Below are 25,669 nucleotides of genomic sequence, written 5' to 3'. Positions count from 1 at the left end.
ACATTCAGCCCCTGCAAAGGGGCTTTAAAAGGTATCGTATGAAGTACTCCTATTTTCTGTTTGTGGTCACAGCATTAGGCCTGCCATTTTGCGCAACCGCTAGCAGTAAAACCACCGCTGAAGATTTACTTAAACCTTTAACGTGCGAAGTAACAGAGGCGAATATTACTTGCTCGGTGGCGCTGTTCAAATTAAATGCCATGGCGTTAAAGCATGTCCCGCTGACTGCATCAAGATCTATCGAACTGTCCAACACATTGCAGTTGAGTGCAATTGAACACCTGGTATCGGGCAATATTCGCCAAGTCCCGGGATCCGTCGTTAGCTTTGAAACTCTCGATATAACGGGTGAAGGCCATGCCATGCAACATGCACTGGCATTTAAAGAAATGCGCTTTTCACATAAACCACCGAGCAACACCCAGTTCTATGCCAGGCACTATAATAGTCCGCTGCCGACTTCCCCTGAAAACCTGCGACAACTTGCAGCACTGGACATGAGCATTGAAGAATTAAACTGGCAAATTAACACACCGAAAAGCAATGTCCATGTGACAGCAACGGGCGCTAAGCAAAATGCGAAACAGGTCAGCAAACCCGGCAGCTATCAAAATGTGACTATTAAGCCGAATTCCAGCTGGCATATAACGCCCGGAGCTTTTCACCTGATGTCACTCAACGCAGGTGAAAACTCTAAAATTGTAATAGAAAGCAACCCTGAAAACACAAACAACACCGTACTTTACGTTCATGGCGACCTGGAGACTCTGCCAGTTATCGATAATCGCACGCATGGCGCACTGGCAGTCATATATCTGGGTTCAACTGACATCAAGCTCTCTCACACCTTTGACGGCGTGTGGTTTTCACCAGATGCCAACCTCACTCTGACAACCTTGCCTGATAATAAGCTACAGGTCGGTCAGTTCAGAGCCAAAAGCATCCAGGTAGAAGCAGGGGTACATATTCAACATTACCCGTTCGATCTATTCAGCCTGATCCCTGCCGAGCTTGTTGCTGAAGCAGAAGACTTGAATCCTCAGTCTCAACTCAGTGCAATAAATTACAGCAGCGTTCAACTAGAGCAAATGATTGAGGCCCACTTCAACAACTTATTTGGTATGGGAGAAGACGCAAATCAACAGTATGCTAAATCCCTGGAGACCCTGCGCAAAAACGCCCATCTCGTTGTGCCTGAACTGTTCAAAATCTATGATGATACTGCACTTACAGTTGAAGGTCAGATGCGGCGCTGGTCTGCGGTGCATATATTGAGTGAACTGAACAGCCCACTGGCTAATGACAAACTATATGAGATTGCGATCTCCAAACCAGACTACACATTTGCACCAAAAATCTCTTCTGATCACAGTCATGGTCCTTCCTACGAATCTCGTGAATTGAGTATTCGCGCCGCGGCTATGGATGGTATTGCAAACCTGGCTGCACTGGGCTACACGCAAAGTGACGAAACATTAGCAAATTACATACTCGGGCCGGAAGATAAAGAGCCTATGACGCTAAGATATGCCATCAAAGGCTATTTGAAAGGCAATGACACCGAGGTGCGACGTGAGCAATTGCTACGGCACCTGGGCTCGGAGTATAGGGCTTTTATACAAGGAGAATAACCCCCTTTCAAGATTGTCAGGACTGCCCTAAGCAGTCCTGAGCTTATCAGTCACAGCCTTTTTGAATACTGGATGTCCAAACCTTCACTATAAAGTCGTTATAGTCGCGGTCGTTTTGATCTTCCCAGTACTGCTTATCTCCATAAACACGATAATTGGTGGTCAGCTGGTTAGAATTGCCATTAATGGATAACACATAGTCATAACTGGCCCCTTCAATGACATCATAACTGCCTGCGCCACCGTATTCGTCCAGCAATTTCACATAGCTACCATTCACCCGGATACCCCAGTCATTATTGTAGCCTGCGCTTTCGCTGACAAACTGATAATGAATACGGGTGTAGTTATCCGGCGTACAAGCCGGGTCATTGTCTTCTATGGTGCCCGACACAGACGCGGAACCACTGGTATATGTTGCCCCCTCAACCACTAAGGTCAGCGCCTCGCTGTCTTCATGGTTGGCATCATCCAGGGTGGCAATATTAATGGTCGCACTGGTTTCGCCCGCAGCAATCGTGACGCTGGCAGATGGCGAGGTGTAATCGCCGGCAGAGGTAGTGTCATCCAGCACACTGACGTCGAGCGTCACATCCTGATAATAGGCATTACTTAAAGCTACTTGATATTCGAGCTGCCCCCCTTCCGATACCGTATCCGTGATTGCTTCGACCGTGAAGGTCGGTTCAGGATCAGTTTCACAACTGGGTGTGGTGTAACAGGCCACAGCCTGATCGGTATTGACTGCCAAATCGTTGAGCCGCACGGGCACCGTAGCCAGTAAACAGGTGTTACCCGACTGAGGGTTGAGTTTGTATAGCTTGGAGCGATTCACATGCCCATAATCGTTGATCAAGGTACGGCTGACAACCACTTCACCGGCCTGATTTAACGCAGCCCCTGTGGCTGCGGTCAGGCTATGGTTCGCCAGTTTAGTGGCCTCGAAGGTGGTTTTATCTATCTGATAAACACTGCGACTGGTGATCAAATACCAGTTGCCATTTTGGATCACTAAGTCGCCACGAAACTTGCCTTTGAGCGAGCCCAGTGCACCCAGCTCTGTCGCTTCACCCGTGTTTTTATTTATTTCATAGAGCTTTTTAAAATCGGTGCCCAGCAGCGCATCGCGCTCGGGATCATACACCATACTCAGCACCTGAGAGGTTCTGCCCACCAGCGTGTGCGTATCGGTAGCAAAATCATAGTATGCCAGGCGCAAATATTTAAAGCGCTTGCCCTCTATTGGAAGGTGCGTTAACTGCTCTGCACTGAGGTTAAGGTGACTCACGTCAACCTGATATTCAAACGGTCTGGGCGCTGACACATAATACATACGTTTGCTGGCCGGGTCATAAGCCAATGCTGAGGCACTAAATTCCGCCAGCGTTTGTGCATAGGCACTGTTATCTTGTTCATTCAGACCAAATAAAATCCCCACATCGCCACGACCCGCATTAATGCCATATAGCTGGCCACTACAAGTGTTCGCGTAAGAAACAGAAGACGCCACCAGGGCAATCAAAGAAAGTGATGTTTTTAGCATGGTAATAAACTCGTTCGGTTCATCCAAATTCAGGCTAATACAACACAAAGTAATGACACATCTACCTCCGCTGTATGATGCGATTTCCTATTCCATTAGGAGTGAGTGCTTCCATTATTATCTTTGCAATCTGAGGCCATGATGCGCGTCAAAACACAAAAAATCAACAAAAAAATAAGAACAATGGATTAATTTAGTACCATAAAAACACCATAATCAGATTTTCTGAACAATCTCAGTACAATACAAGCCGCTTGACTTTTAGTCAGCGCGTACCTATTAAGAAGATTAATTAAGCAAAAGGAATAACGCTGATGAACAACGACGACCTGACCCTGATACAGATAATACTAAAAGCAGGGCTGATTCTCACAATGAGTGTGCTCAGCCTCTGGTGTCTGATCAGGATAGTGAAATGGGCCAAAGGGATGCCCAAAGCCGCTTATCTGGTGATGGCAATCTTTCCATTGCTGTCTTTGTTTCCTATTCCACCGCCCGTATTTAAAAATGTGGCAAAGGCGAAACAAGAGCAGCGTAAGCGTAAAGAAGTGCCCGGTGACCCGCCAGAATAACCATCTTTAAGATAGCCCCCTCTTGCAACGCCAGCAGGCCTATTTCAATTCCCTATGCTATGCATTCAGCCCCTGCATCCATAACTGGCTCAGCTGGGCAAGAGATACGCCTGACGGCGCAGTCGATTCCTCACGGTGTCCGGAAAAAAGCTGCTGCGCTAATTGCCGACCAGCGTTCTGGGCCATTGTCACTTTTTCAATCCGCAGCTGATAAAACCTGCCGAGTACCACGCTGAGATCGTGCTGCTGTGACATCAGGCAGCTCAACAACCAGGCATCTTCCAGTGCCTGACACGCCCCTTGCCCTGAAGTCGGTAATGCAGCGTGCGCCGCATCACCTATTACAACGACATTGCCTTTATGCCAGTATGGAAGTGGATCTAAATCATGCACAAAAATAGCCCTGACAGATCCCGGCTCAGCATGCCTCAAAACAGATTGAACCGCTTCAGTCCATCCGCCAAATCGCTGCTTTAACTCGCACAGCCAGTCGCGCTGACTACAACTTTTATCGAGCGGTGTGCGCCACGCCCCTGCCCAATAACACGTTTGAGGCTTTACGGGCACAATGCCGAAACGTTCACCAGGATAACGGAAGTCGCCAATACTGTTTGGTAAGGTGCCAGGTTCAAGCTGACTGATCCCTATCACATTGATAAATCCCTGGTAGCACGGTGAAACTGGCGAAGTAAATAGCGCCTCACGCGCCACCGAATGCATTCTCCCATCAGCACCAACGACTAAATCATATGTCTGCCTGAGCTTATCTATATCCTGCTCAGTCACTGTGGTTGCAAATGCAATAGATACCCCCTGCGCGCTTAGTGCGTCACCCAATACGTGGATCAAATCACGGCGCAATATGGTCACGGTCGCGTGACCACTGAGCCGATTTAACTCATCAATATCCAGCGCATTTTGCCGGTTGCCACTGCGGTCATACTGACACACAAACTCGGGTGTTCCACCGGCTCGAATGATGTCCGATGCTAACCCCATTTGCTCTAACACAAACATCGCGTTAGGCCACAACGTGACGCCAGCTCCCATCACCCTGTGCGCGGCTGCACGCTCGTACACCTGCACCTCATGCCCTTGTTTGCTTGCCAGCAGAGCCAGTGCCATACCAGCAACGCCAGCCCCTATAATCGCAATTCGCTTTTTCTGCATTATTCACTCCATTCAATATCTTGAGTGCAGTGTGACAAAGCAGCTAAATGGGATAAATATGATAAAATGGCTTTATAAATCCCATTTTATGAGATAGTAAATGATCGAAAGGACTGATATTCAGTGGCTATTGAGCTTTGCGGCAGTCTATGAAAAGTTAAGCTTTAAGCAGGCTGCACAACATCGCCAGCTGCCCACATCCAATATCAGCCGCCATGTGGCCCAGCTGGAGCAACACTTAAACACCCGGCTGCTGGAGCGAACAACGCGAAAAATGCGCCCGACAGCGGCAGGCAAACAACTTTATCTGACACTTAAGCCGCTCATTCACACAATGGATGATGCACTGACAGAGGTATCTCAGCACCATGACGCGTTGTCTGGCCACCTCAATCTGGTCATGCCAGATTTGCCTGTACTGGCAACGCTTATTGCCAATTTCTGCCACCAACACCCTGATATACAACTCAGTTGTGATACACAATTAAACCCCACTGAAGGCATGCTGGAGGGATTAGATTTGGTGGTGCGCTTTGGCCGGGGCACACTGGAAGACTCGGGCTGGGTAGCGCAAGCCCTTCTGCATCTGCCCAGCTGTGTTGTGGGTGCACCTGAGCTGCTGCACCGTCATGCACATGTGCACTCGCTGGATACACTCAGTAAAGTGCCCTGTATTACCAGCCTGACCGCGCTACAGGGCACCCCGTGGCGATTCAAACACAATAGAACCTTGCATGTGCAATCCAGTTATAAAGTGAATAGTGGCCACATGGCCAAAGCTGCCGCAATCCAGGGACTGGGCTTTGCCATTTTACCGCGACATATGTGCCAGGCAGAGCTGGAGGCAGGCACTTTAGTGGAGCTCACGTTAGACCATGAGCCGGAAGATCTGGTGTTATATGCATTTTACTCAGGTCGTAAATACCCGCAGAAAAAAGTCACTGCGCTCCTATCACACCTTAAAACAGGGTTAAGTGAGCTAATGGATACACCGGCAAAGTAAACATATTCAAATCAACAACGGTCAGACGGGGCTCAAATACACATCTTTCAAGGAGCATGCACGAGGGACTGAACCTGATAGCCCTGATCCGCGAAGAAAAGGCCAGTGCCACCCATAACTACCGCGCGTTGCCTGGATATGCCCAGAAAGCTCCTTATCTCTCAAGCCCCCACTCAGTTGTATACTTTGTTTTTCATCAACATATAAGCTTCAACAAACGCTGACTTACCTTCCCATACGCGGCTCTCAAAGCAAATGTATGATTTTCTCGCAGTGACGTTAGCCATTTTACATTGAGTTTACCTGGGTTGATTTAATCTGTGACTCAACAGCTAACAACCACCCAATTCAAGGAAACACCATGCGTACAAAGACTATCAAGCCAAAACAAGGCGCACTGACAACACTGATCTCCGCGGCCCTATTCAGCCTGGCATCACATACGGTGACAGCGTCTGACGTAACAGTTACCAAAACCACGGCGCCAATCGCAGCGCACACGGCCTCACACACGCTCGATACACACATAGAGCACTTACTCGCAGAGCACCACTTACCGGGTTTAGTGCTGATGGTGAAACACCAAAATAAACTGGTACATTACAATGCGTACGGCAAAGTAAACGTCAAGAAATCCAAGCCGATGTCAAAAGATGCGCTGTTCCGTATTTTTTCAATGAGTAAACCCATCACTTCAGTGGCTTTATTACAGTTAGTAGACAGAGGTCAGATCGCTTTAACGGATGATATTCGCAAATTTTTACCTGAGCTGGATGTGCTCGAAGTTGATGGACAACCACATACGGTCACCATCCATCACTTGCTCTCGCATACCGCCGGATTTGGTTATGGCGGTGGGCTAAAAAGCTGGGTTGATATTCGCTACTTATTGGCTAACCCACTGAGCCGCGGCAATACCCTGGACGAGATGATTGATGACCTGTCTGGCATAGACCTTAAGTTTACGCCGGGGGAACGCTTTGAGTATTCGATTGCCAGCGATATTCAAGGTGCCATTATCGAAAAAGTGTCAGGCCTGCCTTTAGATACCTATCTGACACGCCATCTTTTTGAGCCACTCAACATGCAAGACACCCATTTCTCAGTGCCAAAGGGCAGCGAGCACCGGCTGGTTGATATGTATGAGTATGACGCGACAACCTTTGAAGAAGCCTACGTATTCAACAAAGACAAAATTCTCTTTAGTGAAAAAGGCGCAGATAGCGACTATTTAAACAAGCCGGTGTTACTTTCGGGTGGTGGCGGGTTGGTCTCAACAGCACAAGATTACAGTAACTTCGTTTCTATGCTCTCCAATCAGGGGAAGTTTAATGGCCAGACCCTGTTATCAGAGCACTTGGTTGACACTATGCTCAGTTCGAAAACGCAGGGGCTGGACACCCACTTTATGCCTCGGGTATACAAAGGCGTGGGTTTTGGTTACGGTGTAGGAGTTAAAGAAGCTACCGACGATCTTCGTCAGGAAGGCACCTTCTTTTGGGGTGGTATGGGCGGTACAATATTCTGGAGCGACCCAAAATCTCAGCTTGAAGTGGTCGCCATGATGCAGGTAGAAGATGGCTGGGTGGCACTCGAAAAGTGGTTAATCCCCCACATTTATACCCTTATTGACGCACCTCATTTGCGTGCTCAAAACGCTAATACCGAGTTATAAAGTGAATTAAACATGGCGCATATTCTGGTAGTTGAAGATGATATGGATATTGCACAAGGCATTGCTGAGTTCTTGGAACCCAAAGGACATGAACTCGACTTTGCCTACACAGGTAAACAAGCCCTCGTTTTACTGGAGCAAAACCGTTATCAACTCGTTTTGTTAGATATCAACTTACCATTTGTGAATGGTTACGATGTCTGCCGTCAGTTGTCAGACAACGCACTGGGCCAGCATTTAGCCAAAATCCCGGTGATCATGATGTCTTCTCGTAGCCACGAGCAAGACATCCTGCAAGGCTTTGCCAGTGGTGCCTGGGATTACTTAAAAAAGCCCTTCTCTTTTGCCGAGCTGACTGCCCGGATCGACGTTGGATTAATGAAATCAATGCCACCAACCACGCCAACCGATGTCATTACCTTTGACAACGTGATACTCGACCCGGAGACATTGCTGCTCACCTATCAGAACACAAGTCTGCAGCTACATAATATCGGTTATGAGATATTAAAGTTGCTTATTTCTCAGGCTCCAGGCGTGGTAAAAACACAAACGCTCCATGCCCATTTATGGCCAGATGAAACGCCAGACAGCGACCCACTCAGAGCACACATATACAAACTGAGAAAACAACTCAAAGCCCACTTCGATCAAGATTTTATCGAGACGATCAAAGGAGTCGGATACAAATTTACCCTGGCCAGGAATCATGTTGTTTAATTCATCAAGTCAACCCACCTTACTCTCACGTGTCAGGCAACACAGCTTATGGCTCGCATTAACGCTGTTCTTGCTCTTTTCAGGTATGACCCTGTTTATTGTCTTTGCTTTGGAAGATGCCGTTTTTAAAGATCAACTTAAGCAGACCTATCACGTGATCCAGCAAGGTGGATCATTACCCGCTAACATGACCTTAGTCACACAAACCGATACCTTCACTCTGTCTGACAGTGAGCAGCTTAAATACTTTGAGTTTGACGCGCACTTTGGAGAATTTAACCAGGGTGATCAGCATTTTCATTTTATGAAAACCGATCTTGGCGTCCTGCTCCTCAATAGCTCAGAGTTGGGGATCATATCCCGCGCTATCGATGATATTTTGGTAATTTTATTGTTGATGTTGCTGCCCACATTACTTCTGACCTACTGGTTTTCTAATAAGCTCTCTGCAAAAGCACTGCAGCCATTTAGCAAAATCCACCATGCCATTGCTTCTGAGCACTTGCACATCAATGAGTTCAAAGCCGCACTGTGCGACATTGAAGAACAAGATATTCAAGTCATTGCAAAAAAATTAGTGACTGCACTGGAACAAAAAACACACCTGTTGCAGCAGCAAATTGCCTTTAATCAAGGTATGGCCCATGAGATAAGAACGCCCTTACAAGTGATGTCGCACTCGATGGAGCTGATCAGTGCCTCAACACCCGAAGTAGCCTCACTAAAGTCATATCATCGTCTCGACAAGGCCATTGCGAGAATGCACCGGATCAGCAGTGCATTGCTGTGGCTTACATCAGATGCAGAAGAGCAACATACCACACAGGTCCGCCATATACTCGACACCGTTCTATCGGAGTCTCAGGCACTGATAGCCCTGCATCAAATTGATGTGCGAATTAATGAGCCGGATCCGCTCAATGCACTCAAATTGCCAGTCCCTGAGACCGTTTTAGAACTGGTTATATTGAATCTATTAACCAATGTGATCCATCATTGCCAAACATCAGAGGCCGATAAATACTGGCAGATTAGCATCAGCCCATCCCAGATCCGTTTCTGCAATCCCACGGTGCAAACGCCGGATGAAACATCGACTCATGAAAACTTTGGTCTGGGACTGCAGTTAGTAACCGCGTTGATGGATAAATTTAATGTGGGCTTTGAAGCCCAACACAACAACCAGGTATTTAGCGTTTCACTGAGTATTAAGAAACCTGGCCCCTGAACGTTTGGCGCGAAGGCTCTATATCCAGATATTTTAAAAACCGGCAGAGCCGCCCTTCGCATGCATCGGCAATCCTCTCCTTGCAGTGCGCACTGAGCCCTTGCGGTAATGCGATACCCTTGTCTCCCATTGTGTAGGCATCAAGCACGCCATTTTCTCCTTGATAGACAATGGAGAAATTCAAGGCAATTGCACTCCCACCCAGATACCTCTCACCCCAGCTAGGTACAGATATAACCATGTCACCATTCATGTTGTAGTTGCCTGACATCTGTATCACCTTTTGCCGCAGTGACTCCCCATTTTCTCCGGCATAAGATGACGGCATATAATAATTGACCACATAGAAATCGTAACCTGCAGCAATCAGTGAATTGTGACTATCAATGAATGATGCTCGGTAAATGGGCTCATCTGCGGCTGAGATACGGTATTCAAGCGCAGGAAAACAGCCCTTTAGCTCGATATCATGATCCCAAAAGTAGCTACACCCAGCCAAAACAGTGCCCGCCATGGTCAGACATACCAATTTTAGTGGTGCCTTTAACCTCTGCATAATCGCCTTACTGTGTCCTGTTCACAGCAATATTTTTGAACATACAGCTATTTTAATCAAACACTTATACCAGTTTGCTTAATTAAGTGTTCTATTTTGAGGCGAGAAAATATAGTCGATAACTAGGCAAAAATTTTGCTATTTAGTTGTTCTAAATGAGAAATTTTTAACGCTGTTAGCGTCATATTTGCTCCTTCAAATAGACCAGGTATTAAGTGAAATTGGTATTAAATAGAGTCTTTCGAACAACAAATAATAAAAGACAACGACTTTGAAATACCTGGGTATGTGAAGATGGATCCTAAATCGGGTAATGAGGTCAATGTCAGCGAGTGTGAGTAAAGAGGAAACAAGCAGGCATAATAAGCATTATGCCTGCTAATAGATTAAGATTCGTCTGATAACTGCTCGTTGTCTTGCGAGTCTGTGGCATCCTGGCCATTGAATTCAATTTCAAACCCATCGACCCGTTGCAAGCCTCTGGGCAACTTATTACCGCGACGACCTCGTTCACCATAGTAATGCTCCAGATCGCCAGGTTTAAGCGTAAGTTTTCGCTTACCAGCATGTAAGGTCACGGCACAGCCATCAGGTATTGCTGCCAGCACTTTCACAAACTCCTCACGGGCCTGCACTTTGGCACTCGGGATAGAGATGATCTTATTGCCTTTACCTTTGGCCAACTTGGGCAGGTCGCGCAATGGGAAGATCAACATCCGGCCTTCGTTAGAGATCGCCATACAACGATCGGTAGCCACATCGCCTACGGTGATGGGTGCCATCAGCTCTGCCCCTTTCGGGATGCTGACCAGGGCCTTACCGTTTTTGTTTTTACTGACCAGGTCGTTAAACTCAGCGATAAAACCATAACCCCCATCAGTCGCCATCAGGTAGAGCGACTGCTCTTCTCCCATCACTACATGTTCAAAATTAGTCCCCGCAGCCAGATTAAAGCGACCTGTCATCGGCTCCCCCTGGCTACGAGCGGATGGTAGGCTATGCGCATCGGTAGCAAATGCCCGGCCGGAGCTGTCGAGGAATACCGCAGGCTGATTACTACGGCCTTTCGCAGACGCTTTATAGCTGTCCCCGGCGCGATAATTAAGCCCTTCAGCATCAATGTCGTGACCTTTAGCAACCCGGGCCCAGCCTTTTTCAGACAGCACCACAGTGACTGATTCCGACGGGATCAGATCTTTCTCACTTAGAGCTTTAGCTTCAAGGCGCTCAACAACTGGTGAACGACGCTCATCGCCGTACAACTCGGCGGCTTCACGAATTTCTTTTTTCAGCAACGTCGACATTCTGCGCTCTGAGCCCAGTGTCTGCTCCAGCTTGTCACGCTCAGCACTCAGTTCATCCTGCTCGCCGCGGATCTTCATTTCTTCAAGCTTCGCCAGGTGACGCAGCTTTAAGTCTAAAATGGCTTCAGCCTGTTTGTCCGACAGCCCAAAGCGGTTCATTAACTCTTCTTTTGGCTTGTCTTCGGTACGAATGATCTCAATCACTTCGTCGATATTCAAAAAGGCAATCATTAAACCTTCAAGAATATGCAAGCGTGCCAGCACCTTATCGAGGCGATGCTGCAAGCGACGACGCACCGTATCACGACGGAACACCAGCCACTCGGCCAGGATAGTGCGCAAATCTTTGACCTGAGGACGACCATCCAGGCCAATCATGTTGAGGTTAACCCGGTAGTTCTTTTCCAGATCTGTGGTGGCAAACAGGTGCGCCATCAGCGGCTCAACTTTGACGCGATTTGAACGCGGTACCACCACAATACGGGTGGGGTTTTCATGGTCTGATTCATCGCGCAGATCGGCGACCATAGGCAGCTTTTTGGCAGTCATCTGTGCAGCAATTTGCTCCAGCACTTTGCCACCAGACACCTGATGCGGCAGCGCAGTGATCACCACTTCGCCCTGATCTTCTTCATACACCGCACGCATTTTGATGGAACCACGTCCGGTGGTGTAAATCTTCTGGATCTCTGCTTTCGGTGTGATGATTTCAGCTTCGGTCGGATAATCTGGCGCCTGGACCATCTCCAGTACTTCTTCCAGAGTCGTTTTCGGCTTATCCAGCAAAGTACAGCAGGCTTCAGCCAGCTCGCGTACGTTATGCGGTGGAATGTCGGTAGCCATGCCTACCGCAATGCCGGTAACGCCATTGAGCAGAATATGTGGCAGCCGAGCTGGCAGCACCATAGGCTCATTCATCGTGCCGTCAAAGTTAGGGATCCAGTCAACGGTGCCCTGACCCAGTTCTTTCAATAAGACTTCTGAGAATTTTGACAAACGCGCTTCGGTGTAACGCATTGCTGCAAATGACTTAGGGTCGTCAGCAGCACCCCAGTTACCCTGGCCATCGATCAGCGGGTAACGGTAAGAAAACGGCTGCGCCATCAACACCATGGCTTCGTAACAGGCGCTGTCACCGTGTGGGTGGTATTTACCCAACACATCACCCACAGTACGGGCTGATTTTTTATACTTAGCCGCGGCCGACAGGCCCAGCTCACTCATGGCATACACAATACGCCTTTGTACTGGCTTCAGACCGTCGCCAATATGCGGCAAAGCCCGGTCCATGATCACATACATGGAGTAATTGAGATAGGCGTCTTCTGTGAAGCGGCCCATCGCCAGTTGTTCAATCCCCTGCAAGGACAGGGTTTGCGGATCTGTCATGATACACCTTATTGTTTGTTGTACCGCACACGAGTTATCGCGTTGGCGTAATCATCCGAATTCAATTCTTGGCAGCAAGCTTAAACTTCTGCTTTATCACCATGTTGTTCCAGCCAGCTCTTTCTGTCGCCGGCACGCTTCTTCGCCAGTAGCATGTCCATCACTTCGAGCGTTTCTTCTGGCTCATCCAGGGTCAGTTGCACCAGACGGCGGGTATTTGGATCCATAGTGGTTTCACGCAGCTGCATCGGGTTCATTTCACCCAATCCTTTAAAGCGCTGTACATTGACTTTACCGCGCTTTTTCTCTGCTTCAATGCGGTCTAATATGCCGCGCTTTTCATCTTCGTCCAGCGCATAGAACACCTCTTTACCGACATCGATACGGAACAGCGGTGGCATGGCCACATACACATGACCACGACGTACCAGCTCCGGAAAGTGCTTAACAAACAAGGCACACAGCAAAGTAGCAATATGGAGTCCGTCGGAGTCAGCATCAGCCAGAATACAGACTTTGCCGTAGCGCAGCGCTGACAGGTCTTCAGAGTCCGGGTCAATACCCAAGGCCACTGAGATGTCATGAACTTCCTGCGAGGCCAAGATCTGCCCGGAATCGACTTCCCAGGTATTCAGGATTTTACCCCGCAACGGCATAATGGCCTGAAACTCACGATCGCGCGCTTGTTTGGCTGAACCGCCCGCCGAGTCCCCTTCCACCAGAAACAGCTCAGAGCGCTCGGTTTCTGAGCCAGAACAGTCGGTCAGTTTACCGGGTAATGCCGGGCCACTGGTGACCTTTTTACGCACCACTTTTTTAGCTGCTCGCATACGTTTCTGCGCATTGCTGATACACAACTCAGCCAGGGCTTCGGCGGTGTCTGTGTGCTCATTCAGCCACAGACTGAAGGCATCTTTTACAATGCCCGAAACAAACGTAGCGCAAGAGCGTGATGATAGTTTTTCTTTGGTTTGACCGGCAAATTGCGGATCCTGCATTTTCACCGATAATACATAGCTGCACTTGTCCCACACATCGTCTGGAGTCAATTTCACGCCGCGTGGTAACAGGTTACGGAATTCACAAAACTCACGCATGGCTTCCAGCAGGCCCTGACGCAGGCCGTTGACGTGTGTTCCACCTTGCGCAGTTGGGATCAGGTTCACATAGCTTTCGGTAATAGACTCGCCGCCCTCAGGCAACCAGTGTAATGCCCAGTCAACCCCTTCGGTTGAACCGCTGAAACTGCCCACAAACGGGCTTTGCGGCAAGGTCTCATACCCTTTCGCACTGTCTTTTAAGTAATCTTCCAGACCCGACTCGTAGCACCACTCCTGCGTTTCTTTGGTTTGTTTATTGATAAAACGAATACGCAGGCCAGGACACAATACCGCTTTGGCTTTCAGCAGATAATTGAGCTTGCTGAGTGAGAAGTTAGCAGAATCAAAATAGCTGGCGTCAGGCCAAAACTGGACTGAAGTGCCGGTATTGCGTTTCCCAACTGTGCCTGTGACTTCTAAATCTTCGACTTTGTCGCCGTGCTCAAAGGCCATCTGATACACCTGAGCATCGCGCTTAACCGTGATCTCAACCCGGGTCGATAAGGCATTCACTACCGAGATACCTACCCCGTGCAGACCCCCGGAAAATTGATAGTTTTTATTGGAGAATTTACCACCAGCGTGAAGTTTGGTCAGGATCAGCTCGACCCCCGGGATCCCTTCTTCAGGGTGGATATCCACGGGCATGCCGCGGCCATCGTCGATCACCTGCAGCGAGTTATCTTCATGCAAGATCACATCGATCTTACTGGCATGACCGGCCAGGGCTTCATCGACACTGTTGTCTATCACTTCCTGACCCAGGTGGTTCGGTCGTGTGGTGTCGGTATACATGCCAGGTCGGCGTTTCACCGGCTCCAGGCCATTCAACACCTCAATGGCTTCGGCATTATAATTCTGCTGACTCATAATTGGATCTGATTTTCTTCGCTTGTGTTGGTGATGTTAAGAAACCTGACTAGGGTCTCAAAGTAACGCTCAAAACCCATAAAACTATGGTCCCCGCCAAATTCAATGTGGCCGGGGCTGGCGCTGAAGTAGTTCACCGCCTCTTGATAGGGTAACACTTCATCGCCGCTTTGTTGTAGCAATAAAATATTTTCTGGTGAGTGCAGAGACTCAACGTAGAGCTGACGCAAAGTTTCAACATGCTGGTGCGTCAGCGTGTAATGCTGTTGTTGGTAAGGATTATACTGAGGACCGAGATAATCATGCAACAATTCAAATGGTCTTACCGCCGGGTTCACAACCACAGCGCGCAAACCGTGCCGCTGCGCCAGATAGGTGGCGTAATACCCGCCCAGGGAGCTACCGATCAGCGCGGTGTCTGCATCTATTAATTGCTCAAGCTGCACAATAGCAACCGCCGGATCGTAGTGCAAACGCGGCGTCAGATAGCGACAGGGAAACGCTTGCTGCGCAAGCCACTGCCTTAACTGTTGCGCTTTGAAGGACTGCTCTGAGCTATTAAAGCCATGAATATAAATTAGTTTGTGAGCCATTTGACCTCAGTATGCAACCCCTGTGCTGTCCAGTGAACTAGGCGGTAAGCAGGGCCTGTGTTGTGCTGCTGCCAGTCACTTGTATGCTTAGCGAACTGGATAGAAGTCGCCGGCGTGGCGTAGACAGGTAAAGAACGAAACGACTGGCTATACGCATTATGTACATGACCATGAATAAGCGCCTCAACACGTTGGCTGTTGACCAACGTATTCAGCAGTTGAGGCCCATTTTCCAGCATATGCTTGTCAAGATAACCATCAATCGGCAGTGGGTGATGATGACAAAAGGTCAAAACAGCGTGATCACCGTCACTTAATTGTCGCTGCAACTCCGTCAGGTGTTCAGCCTCACACCAGCCTGCAGGCGTTGGCCCCTTGCTATTGAGCAACATAATATCACCCAGTTCGCATTGTAAAAGCTTGGCAGCACTGATCTGCCCTTCACTGATCTGTGTCAGCAAAGTCAGATCATCGTGATTCCCTGGTACCCAAAACAACGGACATTCAAGCGCCGATTGCGCCACCAGCTCAGCGAATAATGCATACGAGGCCGCACTGTGGTCCTGAGTTAAGTCACCGCCAAATACCACTCCATCCAGTTGCTCCTGCGCCAAAGCATTGAGCACCCAGATGAAGTGTTTCGCCGTATTGACTTCAAAATAGCATCCATCGCGGCTGCCAAACAGGTGGCTGTCTGTGATATGTGCCAGACGTAACTCTGCCCCGTAAAACTGATGACGTTGTTCAAACCAAGCCATTATTGACATCCCAGTTGAGTGGTATCCGGCCACTTTCGAGACACGCCATCAGCCAGTCCGCTAAAAACGCATTGAGCTGGTATTTTTCATCTTTATGATGCATATCCGGATTAGGGTAGCGATAAGATGGCTTAATGCGCTGGTGAAAATCGTGATGGATCACCTCTGCCACTTTGGCATCGTGGTAAAGGCGCACAGACAACACAAAATCATCCAGATGGGCGCTGATCTGTTGCTTCTGAACCACCGCAATATCCGTGGTATAGCGAGCAATACCATCAATGCGGATCTGATAACTTGCGGCCCCAAGGTGCAACTCCCGACTATTTCCGACGGTTTCTTCAGGCAGGAGTTTCAGTGCCCGCAAATAATTGCGCTCACACAGGGTAATGTATTTCGGTAAAGACTGGATGTATTCTTTTTGCATAACCGCTGATCAAACGACCTCACTTTATACCGGCTGAGATTGCCACTGCGCCAACATCTTGGGTTTGTGTAACGCCAACCATTGTAGACTAATCACAGTGGCAGCGTTATCAATTTCCTCACTTTCCAGTCTCGCCATGGCATCGCTAAAGGGTATCACATGCACTTTAATGTCTTCCCCTTCTTCTGGTAAACCATAAATGCCCCCCGCCTGGCTCAGATCAGCCTTAGCTAGGTACAAATACAAACGCTCCGTCGTGCCGCCCGGACTGGACAGGTAAGATGTCATGTAATGCAGCTCATCTAACTCAAGTCCAGCTTCTTCCATCGCTTCTTTGCGCACCACCCCTTCATAATCCAGACTGCCCTCAGCCATACCTGCAATGCATTCGAGTAACCATGGAGAGTCTTTGGTTGCCAGTGCTCCAATGCGGATCTGCTCGATAAGTAATACCTGATCCGTCACAGGGTCATAAGGCAACACCGCCACGGCATGACCGCGCTCTAGTATCTCACGGTGGATAGTCTGGGACTGACCACCGGCAAATAACGCATGTTTAAAGCTATACAGGTCAATTTTAAAGAATTCGTCATAACACCGCTTAGGCGCTTCTAATGCGACGTCCTGATGATTAAATTGTGCAATTGGTTTCATGTTTCATCTCATTTTTTTCTTGATCGGGGTTTAATTTTTAACCCTGAACCCCCATCATAGGTATTCTCGAATTTTATCTTATTTTACTGCTCGTTACCTGCCAGAAGTCTCAGGTGGCACAGTATTATATTCTGTTACACTTGTTCTGACCGATTTACTATTTTCCTTATATGGGAATTGACTAAAACAAGGTAACATGCCGACAACGAAAAATTGTCTAAGGACTGAGCAAACAATGAAAAAAAGCATTCTATCTCTGTTTATCGGTGTTGCCTGCGCCCTGTCCAGCACAGCTTCACAGGCAGAAGATCTGTTGCAAGTGTACGAAATTGCCACCGCTAACGATCCAACGGTATTAAAAGCTAAGGCCCAAGCCGACGCACAAAAATATGCCCAAGATTCCGCGTTAGGCGATCTGTTGCCTTCATTGGGTTTTTCAATGAGCTACACCGATAACGATGGTGAGTCTACATTACCCGGTCAAAACGATGCATCAGGCTACACCGTAGTGGATACTTGGAGTGATTCAATCACGCGTAGTATCACTCTGAACCAGACTATTTTTAGTATGGCCACTTGGCAGAATCTGACCATTGCTGAGAAACAGGCGATGCAGGCGCTGACCAGCTACGAGCAGCAGCAACAAGACCTGATTGTGCGTGTTGCACAAGGCTACTTTGATGTACTGAGTGCACTGGACAACCTGGAATTTGTACAGGCTGAAAAACGCGCCATCGAGCGTCAGCTAGAGCAAACCAAGCAACGCTATGAAGTAGGTCTGACCGCCATCACAGACGTACACGAAGCTCAGGCTCAGTTCGACCAATCTGTGGCCAACGAAATTGTTGCTCAAAACACCGTTGAAACGGCTCGCGAAACCCTGCGTACCATCACAGGTAAGTACCATGCCAAACTGGATAAGCTAAATACTGACAGCTTCTCTACCGTGAAGCCAAACAGACAGTCCAACGACTTCATTACCTTAGCTAAAGAACAAAACCTGTCATTACAGGTCGCTAAATCGGCGCTGGATATTGCACAGGATCAAATCGACCTGGCGCAAGCAGGTCACTATCCAACGCTGAGTTTACAAGCGTCGTATTCTGACTCTTTGGGTAACACGGAAGGCGCTGAACTGTCACCTCGTACAGATGGCACCAGCATCGGCCTGAGTTTCAATGTGCCCATCTATTCGGGTGGCAAAACAGTCGCAGCAACCGACCAGGCACGCGCCTTATACGTAGCAGCCAGTGAAGATCTGGAAGCCTCTATGCGTAACGTTACACGCTCGGTGATCACCTCATATAACCAGGTGATGTCTGACGTAGCAACCTATCGCGCACTAGAGCAAGCGGTTGTCTCAGCAGAAAGTGCATTACAGGCGACAGAAGCGGGCTTTGAAGTAGGTACTCGTACTATTGTTGACGTACTGGTAAGCACCCGTAACCTATATAGCGCTAAGCGTAATCTAGCTAACTTGCGTTATCAGTATGTGTTATCAACCCTGAAGCTGAAACAAGCGGCTGGTACACTGAATCGCAGCGATTTAGAGGCCATCAACAAAGGCTTAGTTGCAGGCTAACCCAAATTTCGCTCGAGCAAAAAACCGGTGCAAGCCGGTTTTTTTCTGTCTGCGATTTACCCTGCCAGATAGGTCGCATCAGGTCCGCGCTCATCATCACTCTCTTGAGCTGTTCAGCCGATATCGCTAAACTAACCGTTTGAAGTTTGAAAGAGAGTGCACCTTTGGTTAACAACCCCACCTTTAAGCTGGCATTTTTAGCCCCAAAATTCTGGCCAACCTGGCTGAGTGTGTTTTTTCTGTATGCTCTGTCCTGGCTACCGCAAGGTATTCAGTTGTGGCTGGGAAAAATGCTCGGTCGCCTGGTGCACCGCCTGTTAAAAAAGCGTCGCCGTATTGCGGATGTCAATTTACGCTTATGTTTTCCTACTATGGATGCGCAACAGCGTGCTGATATGGTACTGAAAAATATGGAAAACACGGGTATCGCTACCTTCGAAACCTCAATGGCCTGGTGGTGGCCCCAATGGCGACTAAATCGGGTCGTCGGCTCAATAAAGGGAATAGAACACGTTGAGCAAGCACAAGCCAATGGCAAAGGTGTTCTGTTGCTAGTCCCGCATATGCTACACCTGGAAATGCTGGGCAGAGTGCTGGGTATTGCACAGCCGGGGATCGGTTTTTACCGCCCACACAACAATCCACTGATGGAGTACTTTATGACCAAAGGTCGCTTGCGCTCCAATGAGTACCTGATTGGCAAGCGCGATGTCAAAGGTTTATTACAGGCGCTGAAAAACAAAAAAATGTGCTACTACCTGCCTGATCAAGACTATGGTCGCAATCGCTGCGAATTTGCGCCTTTCTTTGCCGTGCCCGACGCTGCCTCTACAACAGGAACACTGCTCTTTGCAGGAAGCAAAAATTGTGAGACATTAAGCTTACATGGCGTTCGTGATGAGCAGGGTAAATACCACATAGAAATCCAACCTGCGCTAACTGACTTCCCAAGTGACGACCCGCTTACCGACGTCACCCGAGTCAATCAGCGTATGGAGCAGGCCATTAGTGAGGCCCCGGAACAATACATGTGGCTACACCGACGCTTTAAAACACGTCCGGATGAAAATGCGCCATCGTATTATGAGTAACCGTTAGCATAAAGTGTGTCGTGACAGTATGGCTAAAAAACGTTCAAAACGCTTATCAAATCTGTGGTTCTGGACCAAACACCTATCGTTAGGCGTGTTGTTGGTGTGGGCCGCCTTTTACTTTTTGTATGGCAATGTCCCGTCAATGGAATTTCGTGACACTACCAATGCCGCCGCACGCGGATTTACCCAGTTTTACGAAGGGTTTAAACGCAATTTTAATGAGCGCAATACAGAGCGTGAAAAATACGTACTGGACTTGGGCAAACCGACTTACCCATTGGATGATGCAATTGCGCAGCGTGGCCTGGTAGTCAAACCAGCACCACAGCGTTGGACCGGAGAGATCCAACCGCGTCGCTTTGATAGTGGCGATACCCTGCGTGGCGTGCTGACCAACTATGCCAAACAAGAAGACATCGAGCTGTTCTGGTACCTGGACAAAGATTATGTGGTGAAACACAATTTCCGTGTCGATACCAACTTTGTTTCGACCCTGTATCAGGTCGGCACCGCCATCAACGATGATTTTGAGTTTGAAGTATTCACTTTCTTTTGTCACCGCCAGCGCGCCGCCATCATCACCCAAAAGCCCTCTCGCTTTGTGCGTGAAAACTGCCGTCGGTTAACCAAATAAGCTTTCTGGCCGGAGAAAAGTCTCTTCTCCGGCTGCGATTAACCCAACAGGCGCTGCCAGGCGACCTTCACTGTATCCACCCACTCAGCCACCTCATGCATGGCCACACCGCGACCGCCTGCGTTAAGGCTATGCAGGTGATAACGATCGCGGAACTCACAATATGCCTCAGTCAGGGCTGACTGAGTGGCATTGTCAATCACTCCGGCATGATGGGCCATTTCAAAGATCCGAATATTATCGGGGAATCTTGCCAGCTCCGGATGGGCATGCGCGTAGTTGAGCACCAGGTACTGCGCAATAAACTCGATGTCCGTCATCCCGCCAACACCCTGCTTTAAATCAAACTCCACCTCAGTGCTCTTGTCCAGATGCCCGCGCATCTTTTCGCGCATCTCAACAATGTCTTTGCTCAGTGTGCTGTTATCGCGATGCTGACACAGTATCTCGTGGCGGATCTCATTAAACCGCGTGACCAGTTCGGGCTCGCCCAGCACCATACGCGAGCGCACCAGTGCCTGATGCTCCCAGGTCCAGGCTTGCTCTTGCTGATATTGATAAAAACTCTCGATGTTAATCGCCAGCAGGCCCGAGTTCCCTTCCGGTCTCAAGCGGGTATCCAGTTCATACAAAATGCCGGAATTAGTACGGGTATTGAACAGGTGCATTAAGCGCTGCGCCAGTTTCAAATAAAACTGACGTGATGAAATCGATTTGTCCCCGGTGGTGACACTGTTACCATCGCGATTATGCACAAACACCAGATCGAGGTCTGAGTTGTATCCCAGCTCCAGCCCACCCGCTTTACCATAGGCCACCACGGCAAAACCTTTGTGCTCTGCATCAGCCCCTTCGGGTACCCCATAACGTCTCACCATTTGTTGCCAGGCGATATCCACCGCTTTGGCGATAATGGCTTCGGACAGTGCAGTCAGGTGATCGCTGACTTTCATGATATCCAGCACCCCAGTGGCATCTGCAGCGGCAATCCGTAATGCCTGAGTTTGCTTAAACTGACGCAGCGCTTCCATTTGTAATTCGAGATCTTCACTGTCGATACGTAAAAAGTACTGCTGAACTTCACTATAATAGGCGCTCAGCGGCAGCGGCCGGTACAATACCGCTGGATCGATCAACTCATCGAGCAAGATAGGATAGCGTGCTACCTGCTCAGCTATCCAGACACTGTGCGCACATAGCTTAATCAATTGCTGTAATGCCCCACGATTTTCAAACAGTAATTCCAGGTAAGCCGTGCGCGAGGCGATTTTCAGGATCACCTGTAACACCCTGTCGAGTATTTCAGCCACCGGGGCTCGGGTTATTTCGCAGAGCAAAGCCGGCATCAGTTTATCCAGCACATCTCTGCCGCGCGTGCCCATTTGCGTTTTACTCAATCCGAGGTGAAATTGCTCCAGAGACTGCTGCCAGGCAGCACTGACAGCCTCTGGTAGCGGCGATTCCAGATAGCTGATATCGCGTTGCTCCCAGGCAGAGACATATTCCGGTGCCAGCGCCTCGCCAAGCTCAGGCTCTTCTCCTATAACCTGAGTAAACTCGGCCCGTACCGCAACCTGGGCCTGCTCGAGCATAGCCAATACATCGCTATACTGAGTGCACTCCAGCAGTACCGCCAGACGCTGCTGACCTAGCTCATCATCCGGCAAAGTCTGTGTCTGACAGTCATCAAACGCCTGTAAATATTGTTCTGTACGACGCAGTAACAGATATTGCTGAGACAGCACTTCACCGACTTCCGGTGGGATCAAAGACAAGTGCTGAAGCTGCTCTAATGCTGACAATAGTGATGGGGTTTGCAATTCCGGTTCGCGACCGCCACGGATCATTTGCAGTGCCTGAACAATAAACTCCACTTCGCGGATCCCGCCCGCGCCGAGCTTAATGTTATTCGTCAGCCCTTTACGCCGAACCTCCTGAGCAATCATGTGCTTCATTTTGCGCAAGGACTCAATCACCGAGAAGTCAATATAACGACGAAACACAAAAGGGCGGATCAGGGTTTTAAACTCATCCCAGTACGGGTTTTCTTCACCAAGCAGACGCGCCTTGAGCATCGCATAGCGCTCCCACTCCCTACCCTGATCCTGATAGTAATCTTCCATGGCAGCAAAGCTCATAACCAAAGGGCCACTGTCGCCAAAAGGCCGCAGGCGCATATCAACACGAAACACCTGCCCATCGGCGGTACATTGATCGAGCGCAGCAATGAGTTTTTGCGCCACTTTTGTATAAAACACCTGTGCCTCAATACTGCGGCGTCCACCTTCAGTCGATTTGGCAAGCGGATAGGTAAAAATCAGATCAATATCCGAAGAAAAATTCAGTTCACCACCACCCAACTTACCCATCCCCAACACCAGCATAGGCACAGGCGTTTGATGTTCATCGCACACCTGACCATTGCTTTTGGCAACATTGGCTTGTGCCCAACGGTTTGCCCAATCGATCAGCGTTTCACTGAGCCGTGACTGGTAGGCAATACTGTCAGCGATTGAATTCCCCTCCACCAGGTCAAGCCACATCAGCTTAAGCCAGTAGCGCTGACGGTATTCACGCAGTTGCCTGAAGCAGCTGGCTTCATCCAGTTCCGCGAGCGGTTCCGTGAGTGGTGCCGGGCAGGCTCTTTGTTGCATTTGTTCGTGATCCAGCAACCACTCAATCCAGTCTGGATGACGCTGCAATATACGATACGCAAAATCACTCAATCCAAGTAGCCTGAGCACGGCTGGGTTGCTTGTGTGTTGGGCAAACAGTGCCTGACAGCGTTCCTCTGCCAGCTCCCCAAGAGCCTGGGGCAAGCCACCGAAATCCATAGAAAAATCTCCAGTGCAATTGCAAAAAGCGGTGTTATAGTAAACTTAATTGCCATCACCATACACTTAGCATGAGTTATTTGTCTTTAGCCAATATCAACTTTTTCGCCATCTTAGTCAGTTTTATTGTTATTTGCCTGTTCACCATTGCGCTGCGTTTGTACGTGCAGTTCAGCGCCAGACAAATGCTGGAAGATGAACTGGCCAAACGAGACAACTTTGCATTGGGGATCAGCTATGCCACACACCTGGCCGTACTGGTGATCTGCTGTGCTTACGTTTTCAATGACACCGGCATGATGGTGTTGCAGGCCGAATCATTGCGCAGCGGCATTATTCTGCTGCTGATCCTGGTGTTTATTTATTTTGGCCAGCACATTCATCGCAAGTGGATCCTCCATCGCTTCAACGAGGAACAGGCAATCCTAAAACAGAACGTCTGTGCTGCGGTAGTCGACTCCGGCATGCTGGTCGGCAACACCATTTTGGTGCTCGGACTGTATCATTGGATCCACCCTCAGGGCTTTGGTAACTTACTGGTGGTCACCCTCAGCTTTTTGGTGGTGCAGTTAATGTGCGCGTTGGACAGTAAAATTCGTGAATGGCGCTTTGCCCGCTACAATCAGGGCGCATCCTTACAGCAAAATTTCAATCTGGCTAACACCTCGATTGGGATCCGCTATGCGGGTAAGAGCATTGGCCTGGCATTGGCCATTTATGCAGGTCTGCACAGTGCCCCTTATCATGGTGCCAAAGTGGTAGAAAACCTCTTTGTAATTGTCATGCACTGTGGCGTAATGTGGCTGTTACTATACGGTATCAGCCATTTGTTATTGCAGCTGGCGTTGCCCAGAGTGGACATTGGGCTGGAAGTCGACCATCAGGATAATATCGGTATTGCCTGTCTGGAGTTTGCTGTTTTCTGCGCAATAGGCTATTTACTTATTAACATGTTCTCAATGTAACCAGGCTTGTTAGTGCGTTTAAACCTAGAAAACTTCTTGCTGGTCGACAGCAACTGGGAATTCAGCAGAGAGTTTGCTGCACACCTCAAGGCGCAACATCCTGATGCGCCCAGTGAGCTGCTGATTGCCGGTGACAATACCAAGCAAATGCTGAAAATGATGTTTCAGGAGCAAGTCAAAGACTATTGTTACTGTGACTTTGCGAATGAAATCAGCGTTTCGGAACTGGCGTCCTATCTGCATGAGCATCACAAAGTGAAAGGGGTGTTAATTTATGCACTCGACTATCATCTGGCAGACGAGACTCAGCGTTTTATCTTTAACTCGCTTCACCGTCAGCGTATTACGGTTGAACAAAGCGACCGGGGATACGTCTATCATCCACTTCGTGATCCCTTTAACAACAACCACCTGACCTGCCACTCAACCGTCTCTGCGACGACCCAGGATTCCGTGCTCGACTTCAGCCAACATCACACGGACAAAGCCGAATAGGTGCTGGACTCACTGTACATAACCCCTTACCATTACGGCTATTTAACAGCGGAATAGTCCTCCATGCGCATACCTCATATTTACCAGCCTTCCGACCTTGTTATTGGCGAAGCAATTGACCTTGGCGATGATGCCGCCGGGCACGTTGCCCGTGTACTGCGTATGGGAGAAGGTGACAAACTCAGCTTGTTCAATGGCCAGGGCGGCGAGTATCTGGCAACCATCAGCGAGGTCAGTAAAAAGAAAGTTCGGGTAATGCCTGAGCAATTCATTGATAAGCACGTTGAGTCACCACTGTCCATTCATCTCGGTCAGGGCATTTCTCGCGGCGACAAAATGGACTTTACCATTCAGAAATCAGTGGAGTTGGGGATCACTGAGATCACTCCCTTATTCACTACCCGCTGCGGTGTTAAACTCAGTGGCGAACGGTTGGCAAAGAAACATCAGCAATGGCAGAAAATCGCCATCGCAGCCGCGGAACAGTCTGGACGAAATACCATAACCACCATTCATCCGCCGATTTCAATTGATGACTGGCTGGCACAGACGAGTGACGCTTTAAAGCTGACACTGCACCCCAGAGCCGAACACTCCATTAAAACCCTGCCTGCCCCTGAGCATGGTATCCGTTTCCTAGTTGGTCCTGAAGGCGGCTTTACCGACGAAGAAATAGCTGCCACAGCCCAGCAAGGCTTCATCGATATTCGCCTCGGCCCGCGCGTATTGCGCACAGAAACCGCAGCGCTGACCGTACTCAGCGCATTACAGCTTGAGTTCGGCGACCTGGCCCTTTAAAAAGTCAGTTTCGCCCTTATATCCTAATCAGACACTTAGCAGTTGAATTGATTAACTTTACATAAGGTAACCCC

The 25,669-nt window shown here is 48.9% G+C and carries 22 protein-coding genes; 12 read left to right on the top strand and 10 right to left on the bottom strand.

Annotated features, from left to right (window positions below; all coding sequences use genetic code 11):
• Nucleotides 1–38 precede the first annotated feature (38 nt).
• On the top strand, nt 39–1,631 hold the full coding sequence (locus tag CWC22_RS03415) for a hypothetical protein (protein ID WP_138536194.1): 1,593 nt from the start codon (nt 39–41) through the stop codon (nt 1,629–1,631).
• Nucleotides 1,632–1,677: 46 nt separating this feature from the next.
• Here CWC22_RS03415 and CWC22_RS03410 read toward each other — a convergent pair whose 3' ends face one another.
• Nucleotides 1,678–3,174 carry a Calx-beta domain-containing protein gene (locus CWC22_RS03410; protein WP_125558101.1) on the bottom strand — a complete coding sequence of 499 codons (1,497 nt, stop codon included), beginning with the start codon at nt 3,172–3,174 and terminating at the stop codon, nt 1,678–1,680.
• A gap of 314 nt (nt 3,175–3,488) precedes the next feature.
• On the opposite strand from CWC22_RS03410, the gene CWC22_RS03405 reads away from it, so the two are divergent.
• Nucleotides 3,489–3,746 carry a hypothetical protein gene (locus tag CWC22_RS03405; protein ID WP_228553056.1) on the top strand — a complete coding sequence of 86 codons (258 nt, stop codon included), beginning with the start codon at nt 3,489–3,491 and terminating at the stop codon, nt 3,744–3,746.
• 57 nt (nt 3,747–3,803) lie between these two features.
• On the opposite strand, the gene CWC22_RS03400 is transcribed toward CWC22_RS03405, so the two are convergent.
• The gene (locus CWC22_RS03400) at nt 3,804–4,916 is read right to left on the bottom strand and encodes an FAD-dependent monooxygenase (protein ID WP_138536192.1); all 1,113 of its coding nucleotides are present in this window, start codon (nt 4,914–4,916) and stop codon (nt 3,804–3,806) included.
• 100 nt (nt 4,917–5,016) lie between these two features.
• Here CWC22_RS03400 and CWC22_RS03395 point away from each other — a divergent pair, with 100 nt between their 5' ends.
• From CWC22_RS03395 to CWC22_RS03380, 4 genes are all read left to right on the top strand, one after another.
• Nucleotides 5,017–5,919, top strand: a complete 903-nt coding sequence (locus CWC22_RS03395) for a LysR family transcriptional regulator (protein ID WP_138536190.1) — start codon at nt 5,017–5,019, stop codon at nt 5,917–5,919.
• Between the two features lie 361 nt (nt 5,920–6,280).
• Nucleotides 6,281–7,594 carry a serine hydrolase domain-containing protein gene (locus CWC22_RS03390; RefSeq protein ID WP_138536188.1) on the top strand — a complete coding sequence of 438 codons (1,314 nt, stop codon included), beginning with the start codon at nt 6,281–6,283 and terminating at the stop codon, nt 7,592–7,594.
• 12 nt (nt 7,595–7,606) lie between these two features.
• Entirely contained in the window at nt 7,607–8,314 is a 708-nt protein-coding gene (locus tag CWC22_RS03385) for a response regulator transcription factor (protein WP_138536186.1), read from the top strand.
• Nucleotides 8,304–9,542: a sensor histidine kinase gene (locus CWC22_RS03380; protein WP_171044981.1), complete on the top strand. Its 1,239-nt coding sequence runs from the start codon at nt 8,304–8,306 to the stop codon at nt 9,540–9,542. Before CWC22_RS03385 ends, CWC22_RS03380 begins: the two co-directional genes overlap by 11 nt.
• Here CWC22_RS03380 and CWC22_RS03375 read toward each other — a convergent pair.
• From CWC22_RS03375 to CWC22_RS03345, 7 genes are all read right to left on the bottom strand, one after another.
• Nucleotides 9,523–10,098: a hypothetical protein gene (locus tag CWC22_RS03375; RefSeq protein ID WP_138536182.1), complete on the bottom strand. Its 576-nt coding sequence runs from the start codon at nt 10,096–10,098 to the stop codon at nt 9,523–9,525. The genes CWC22_RS03380 and CWC22_RS03375 overlap by 20 nt on opposite strands.
• A gap of 386 nt (nt 10,099–10,484) precedes the next feature.
• Nucleotides 10,485–12,791: a DNA topoisomerase IV subunit A gene (parC, locus tag CWC22_RS03370; RefSeq protein WP_125558115.1), complete on the bottom strand. Its 2,307-nt coding sequence runs from the start codon at nt 12,789–12,791 to the stop codon at nt 10,485–10,487.
• Between the two features lie 80 nt (nt 12,792–12,871).
• Nucleotides 12,872–14,761 carry a DNA topoisomerase IV subunit B gene (gene parE, locus CWC22_RS03365; protein WP_010383065.1) on the bottom strand — a complete coding sequence of 630 codons (1,890 nt, stop codon included), beginning with the start codon at nt 14,759–14,761 and terminating at the stop codon, nt 12,872–12,874.
• Nucleotides 14,758–15,354, bottom strand: a complete 597-nt coding sequence (locus tag CWC22_RS03360) for a YqiA/YcfP family alpha/beta fold hydrolase (RefSeq protein ID WP_138536180.1) — start codon at nt 15,352–15,354, stop codon at nt 14,758–14,760. The genes parE and CWC22_RS03360 overlap by 4 nt, the downstream gene beginning before the upstream one ends.
• Nucleotides 15,339–16,112: a metallophosphoesterase gene (locus tag CWC22_RS03355; RefSeq protein WP_138536178.1), complete on the bottom strand. Its 774-nt coding sequence runs from the start codon at nt 16,110–16,112 to the stop codon at nt 15,339–15,341. Before CWC22_RS03355 ends, CWC22_RS03360 begins: the two co-directional genes overlap by 16 nt.
• Nucleotides 16,099–16,539, bottom strand: coding sequence for a DUF1249 domain-containing protein (locus tag CWC22_RS03350; RefSeq protein WP_138536176.1), 441 nt, complete (start codon nt 16,537–16,539; stop codon nt 16,099–16,101). The genes CWC22_RS03355 and CWC22_RS03350 overlap by 14 nt, the downstream gene beginning before the upstream one ends.
• Nucleotides 16,540–16,563: 24 nt before the next feature.
• Entirely contained in the window at nt 16,564–17,193 is a 630-nt protein-coding gene (locus tag CWC22_RS03345; protein WP_125558123.1) for an NUDIX domain-containing protein, read from the bottom strand.
• A gap of 235 nt (nt 17,194–17,428) precedes the next feature.
• Between CWC22_RS03345 and tolC the strand changes: the two genes are divergently transcribed.
• From tolC to CWC22_RS03330, 3 genes are all read left to right on the top strand, one after another.
• The gene (tolC, locus tag CWC22_RS03340; RefSeq protein ID WP_125558125.1) at nt 17,429–18,775 is read left to right on the top strand and encodes an outer membrane channel protein TolC; all 1,347 of its coding nucleotides are present in this window, start codon (nt 17,429–17,431) and stop codon (nt 18,773–18,775) included.
• A 164-nt stretch (nt 18,776–18,939) separates the two neighbouring features.
• Nucleotides 18,940–19,866, top strand: coding sequence for an LpxL/LpxP family Kdo(2)-lipid IV(A) lauroyl/palmitoleoyl acyltransferase (gene lpxL / locus CWC22_RS03335; RefSeq protein WP_138536174.1), 927 nt, complete (start codon nt 18,940–18,942; stop codon nt 19,864–19,866).
• Between the two features lie 28 nt (nt 19,867–19,894).
• Nucleotides 19,895–20,503, top strand: a complete 609-nt coding sequence (locus CWC22_RS03330; RefSeq protein ID WP_125558129.1) for a TcpQ domain-containing protein — start codon at nt 19,895–19,897, stop codon at nt 20,501–20,503.
• A 38-nt stretch (nt 20,504–20,541) separates the two neighbouring features.
• Here the strand turns inward: CWC22_RS03330 and glnE are convergent, their stop codons facing one another.
• Nucleotides 20,542–23,337, bottom strand: coding sequence for a bifunctional [glutamate--ammonia ligase]-adenylyl-L-tyrosine phosphorylase/[glutamate--ammonia-ligase] adenylyltransferase (gene glnE, locus CWC22_RS03325; RefSeq protein ID WP_138536172.1), 2,796 nt, complete (start codon nt 23,335–23,337; stop codon nt 20,542–20,544).
• 71 nt (nt 23,338–23,408) lie between these two features.
• Between glnE and CWC22_RS03320 the strand changes: the two genes are divergently transcribed.
• The 3 genes from CWC22_RS03320 (at nt 23,409) to rsmE (ending at nt 25,595) form a co-directional block, all read left to right on the top strand.
• Nucleotides 23,409–24,302: a hypothetical protein gene (locus tag CWC22_RS03320; protein WP_010383075.1), complete on the top strand. Its 894-nt coding sequence runs from the start codon at nt 23,409–23,411 to the stop codon at nt 24,300–24,302.
• Between the two features lie 12 nt (nt 24,303–24,314).
• Nucleotides 24,315–24,797 (top strand): hypothetical protein, encoded by a 483-nt coding sequence (locus tag CWC22_RS03315; protein ID WP_164517480.1) that lies wholly within the window; start codon nt 24,315–24,317, stop codon nt 24,795–24,797.
• 63 nt (nt 24,798–24,860) lie between these two features.
• Nucleotides 24,861–25,595: a 16S rRNA (uracil(1498)-N(3))-methyltransferase gene (rsmE, locus tag CWC22_RS03310; RefSeq protein WP_138536170.1), complete on the top strand. Its 735-nt coding sequence runs from the start codon at nt 24,861–24,863 to the stop codon at nt 25,593–25,595.
• The last annotated feature ends 74 nt before the right edge of the window (nt 25,596–25,669 follow it).

Source organism: Pseudoalteromonas rubra, from assembly GCF_005886805.2.
Classification (GTDB): domain Bacteria; phylum Pseudomonadota; class Gammaproteobacteria; order Enterobacterales; family Alteromonadaceae; genus Pseudoalteromonas; species Pseudoalteromonas rubra_D.
Note: the sequence above shows the minus strand (reverse complement) of the source record. Positions and strands in the feature narration are given on the sequence as shown.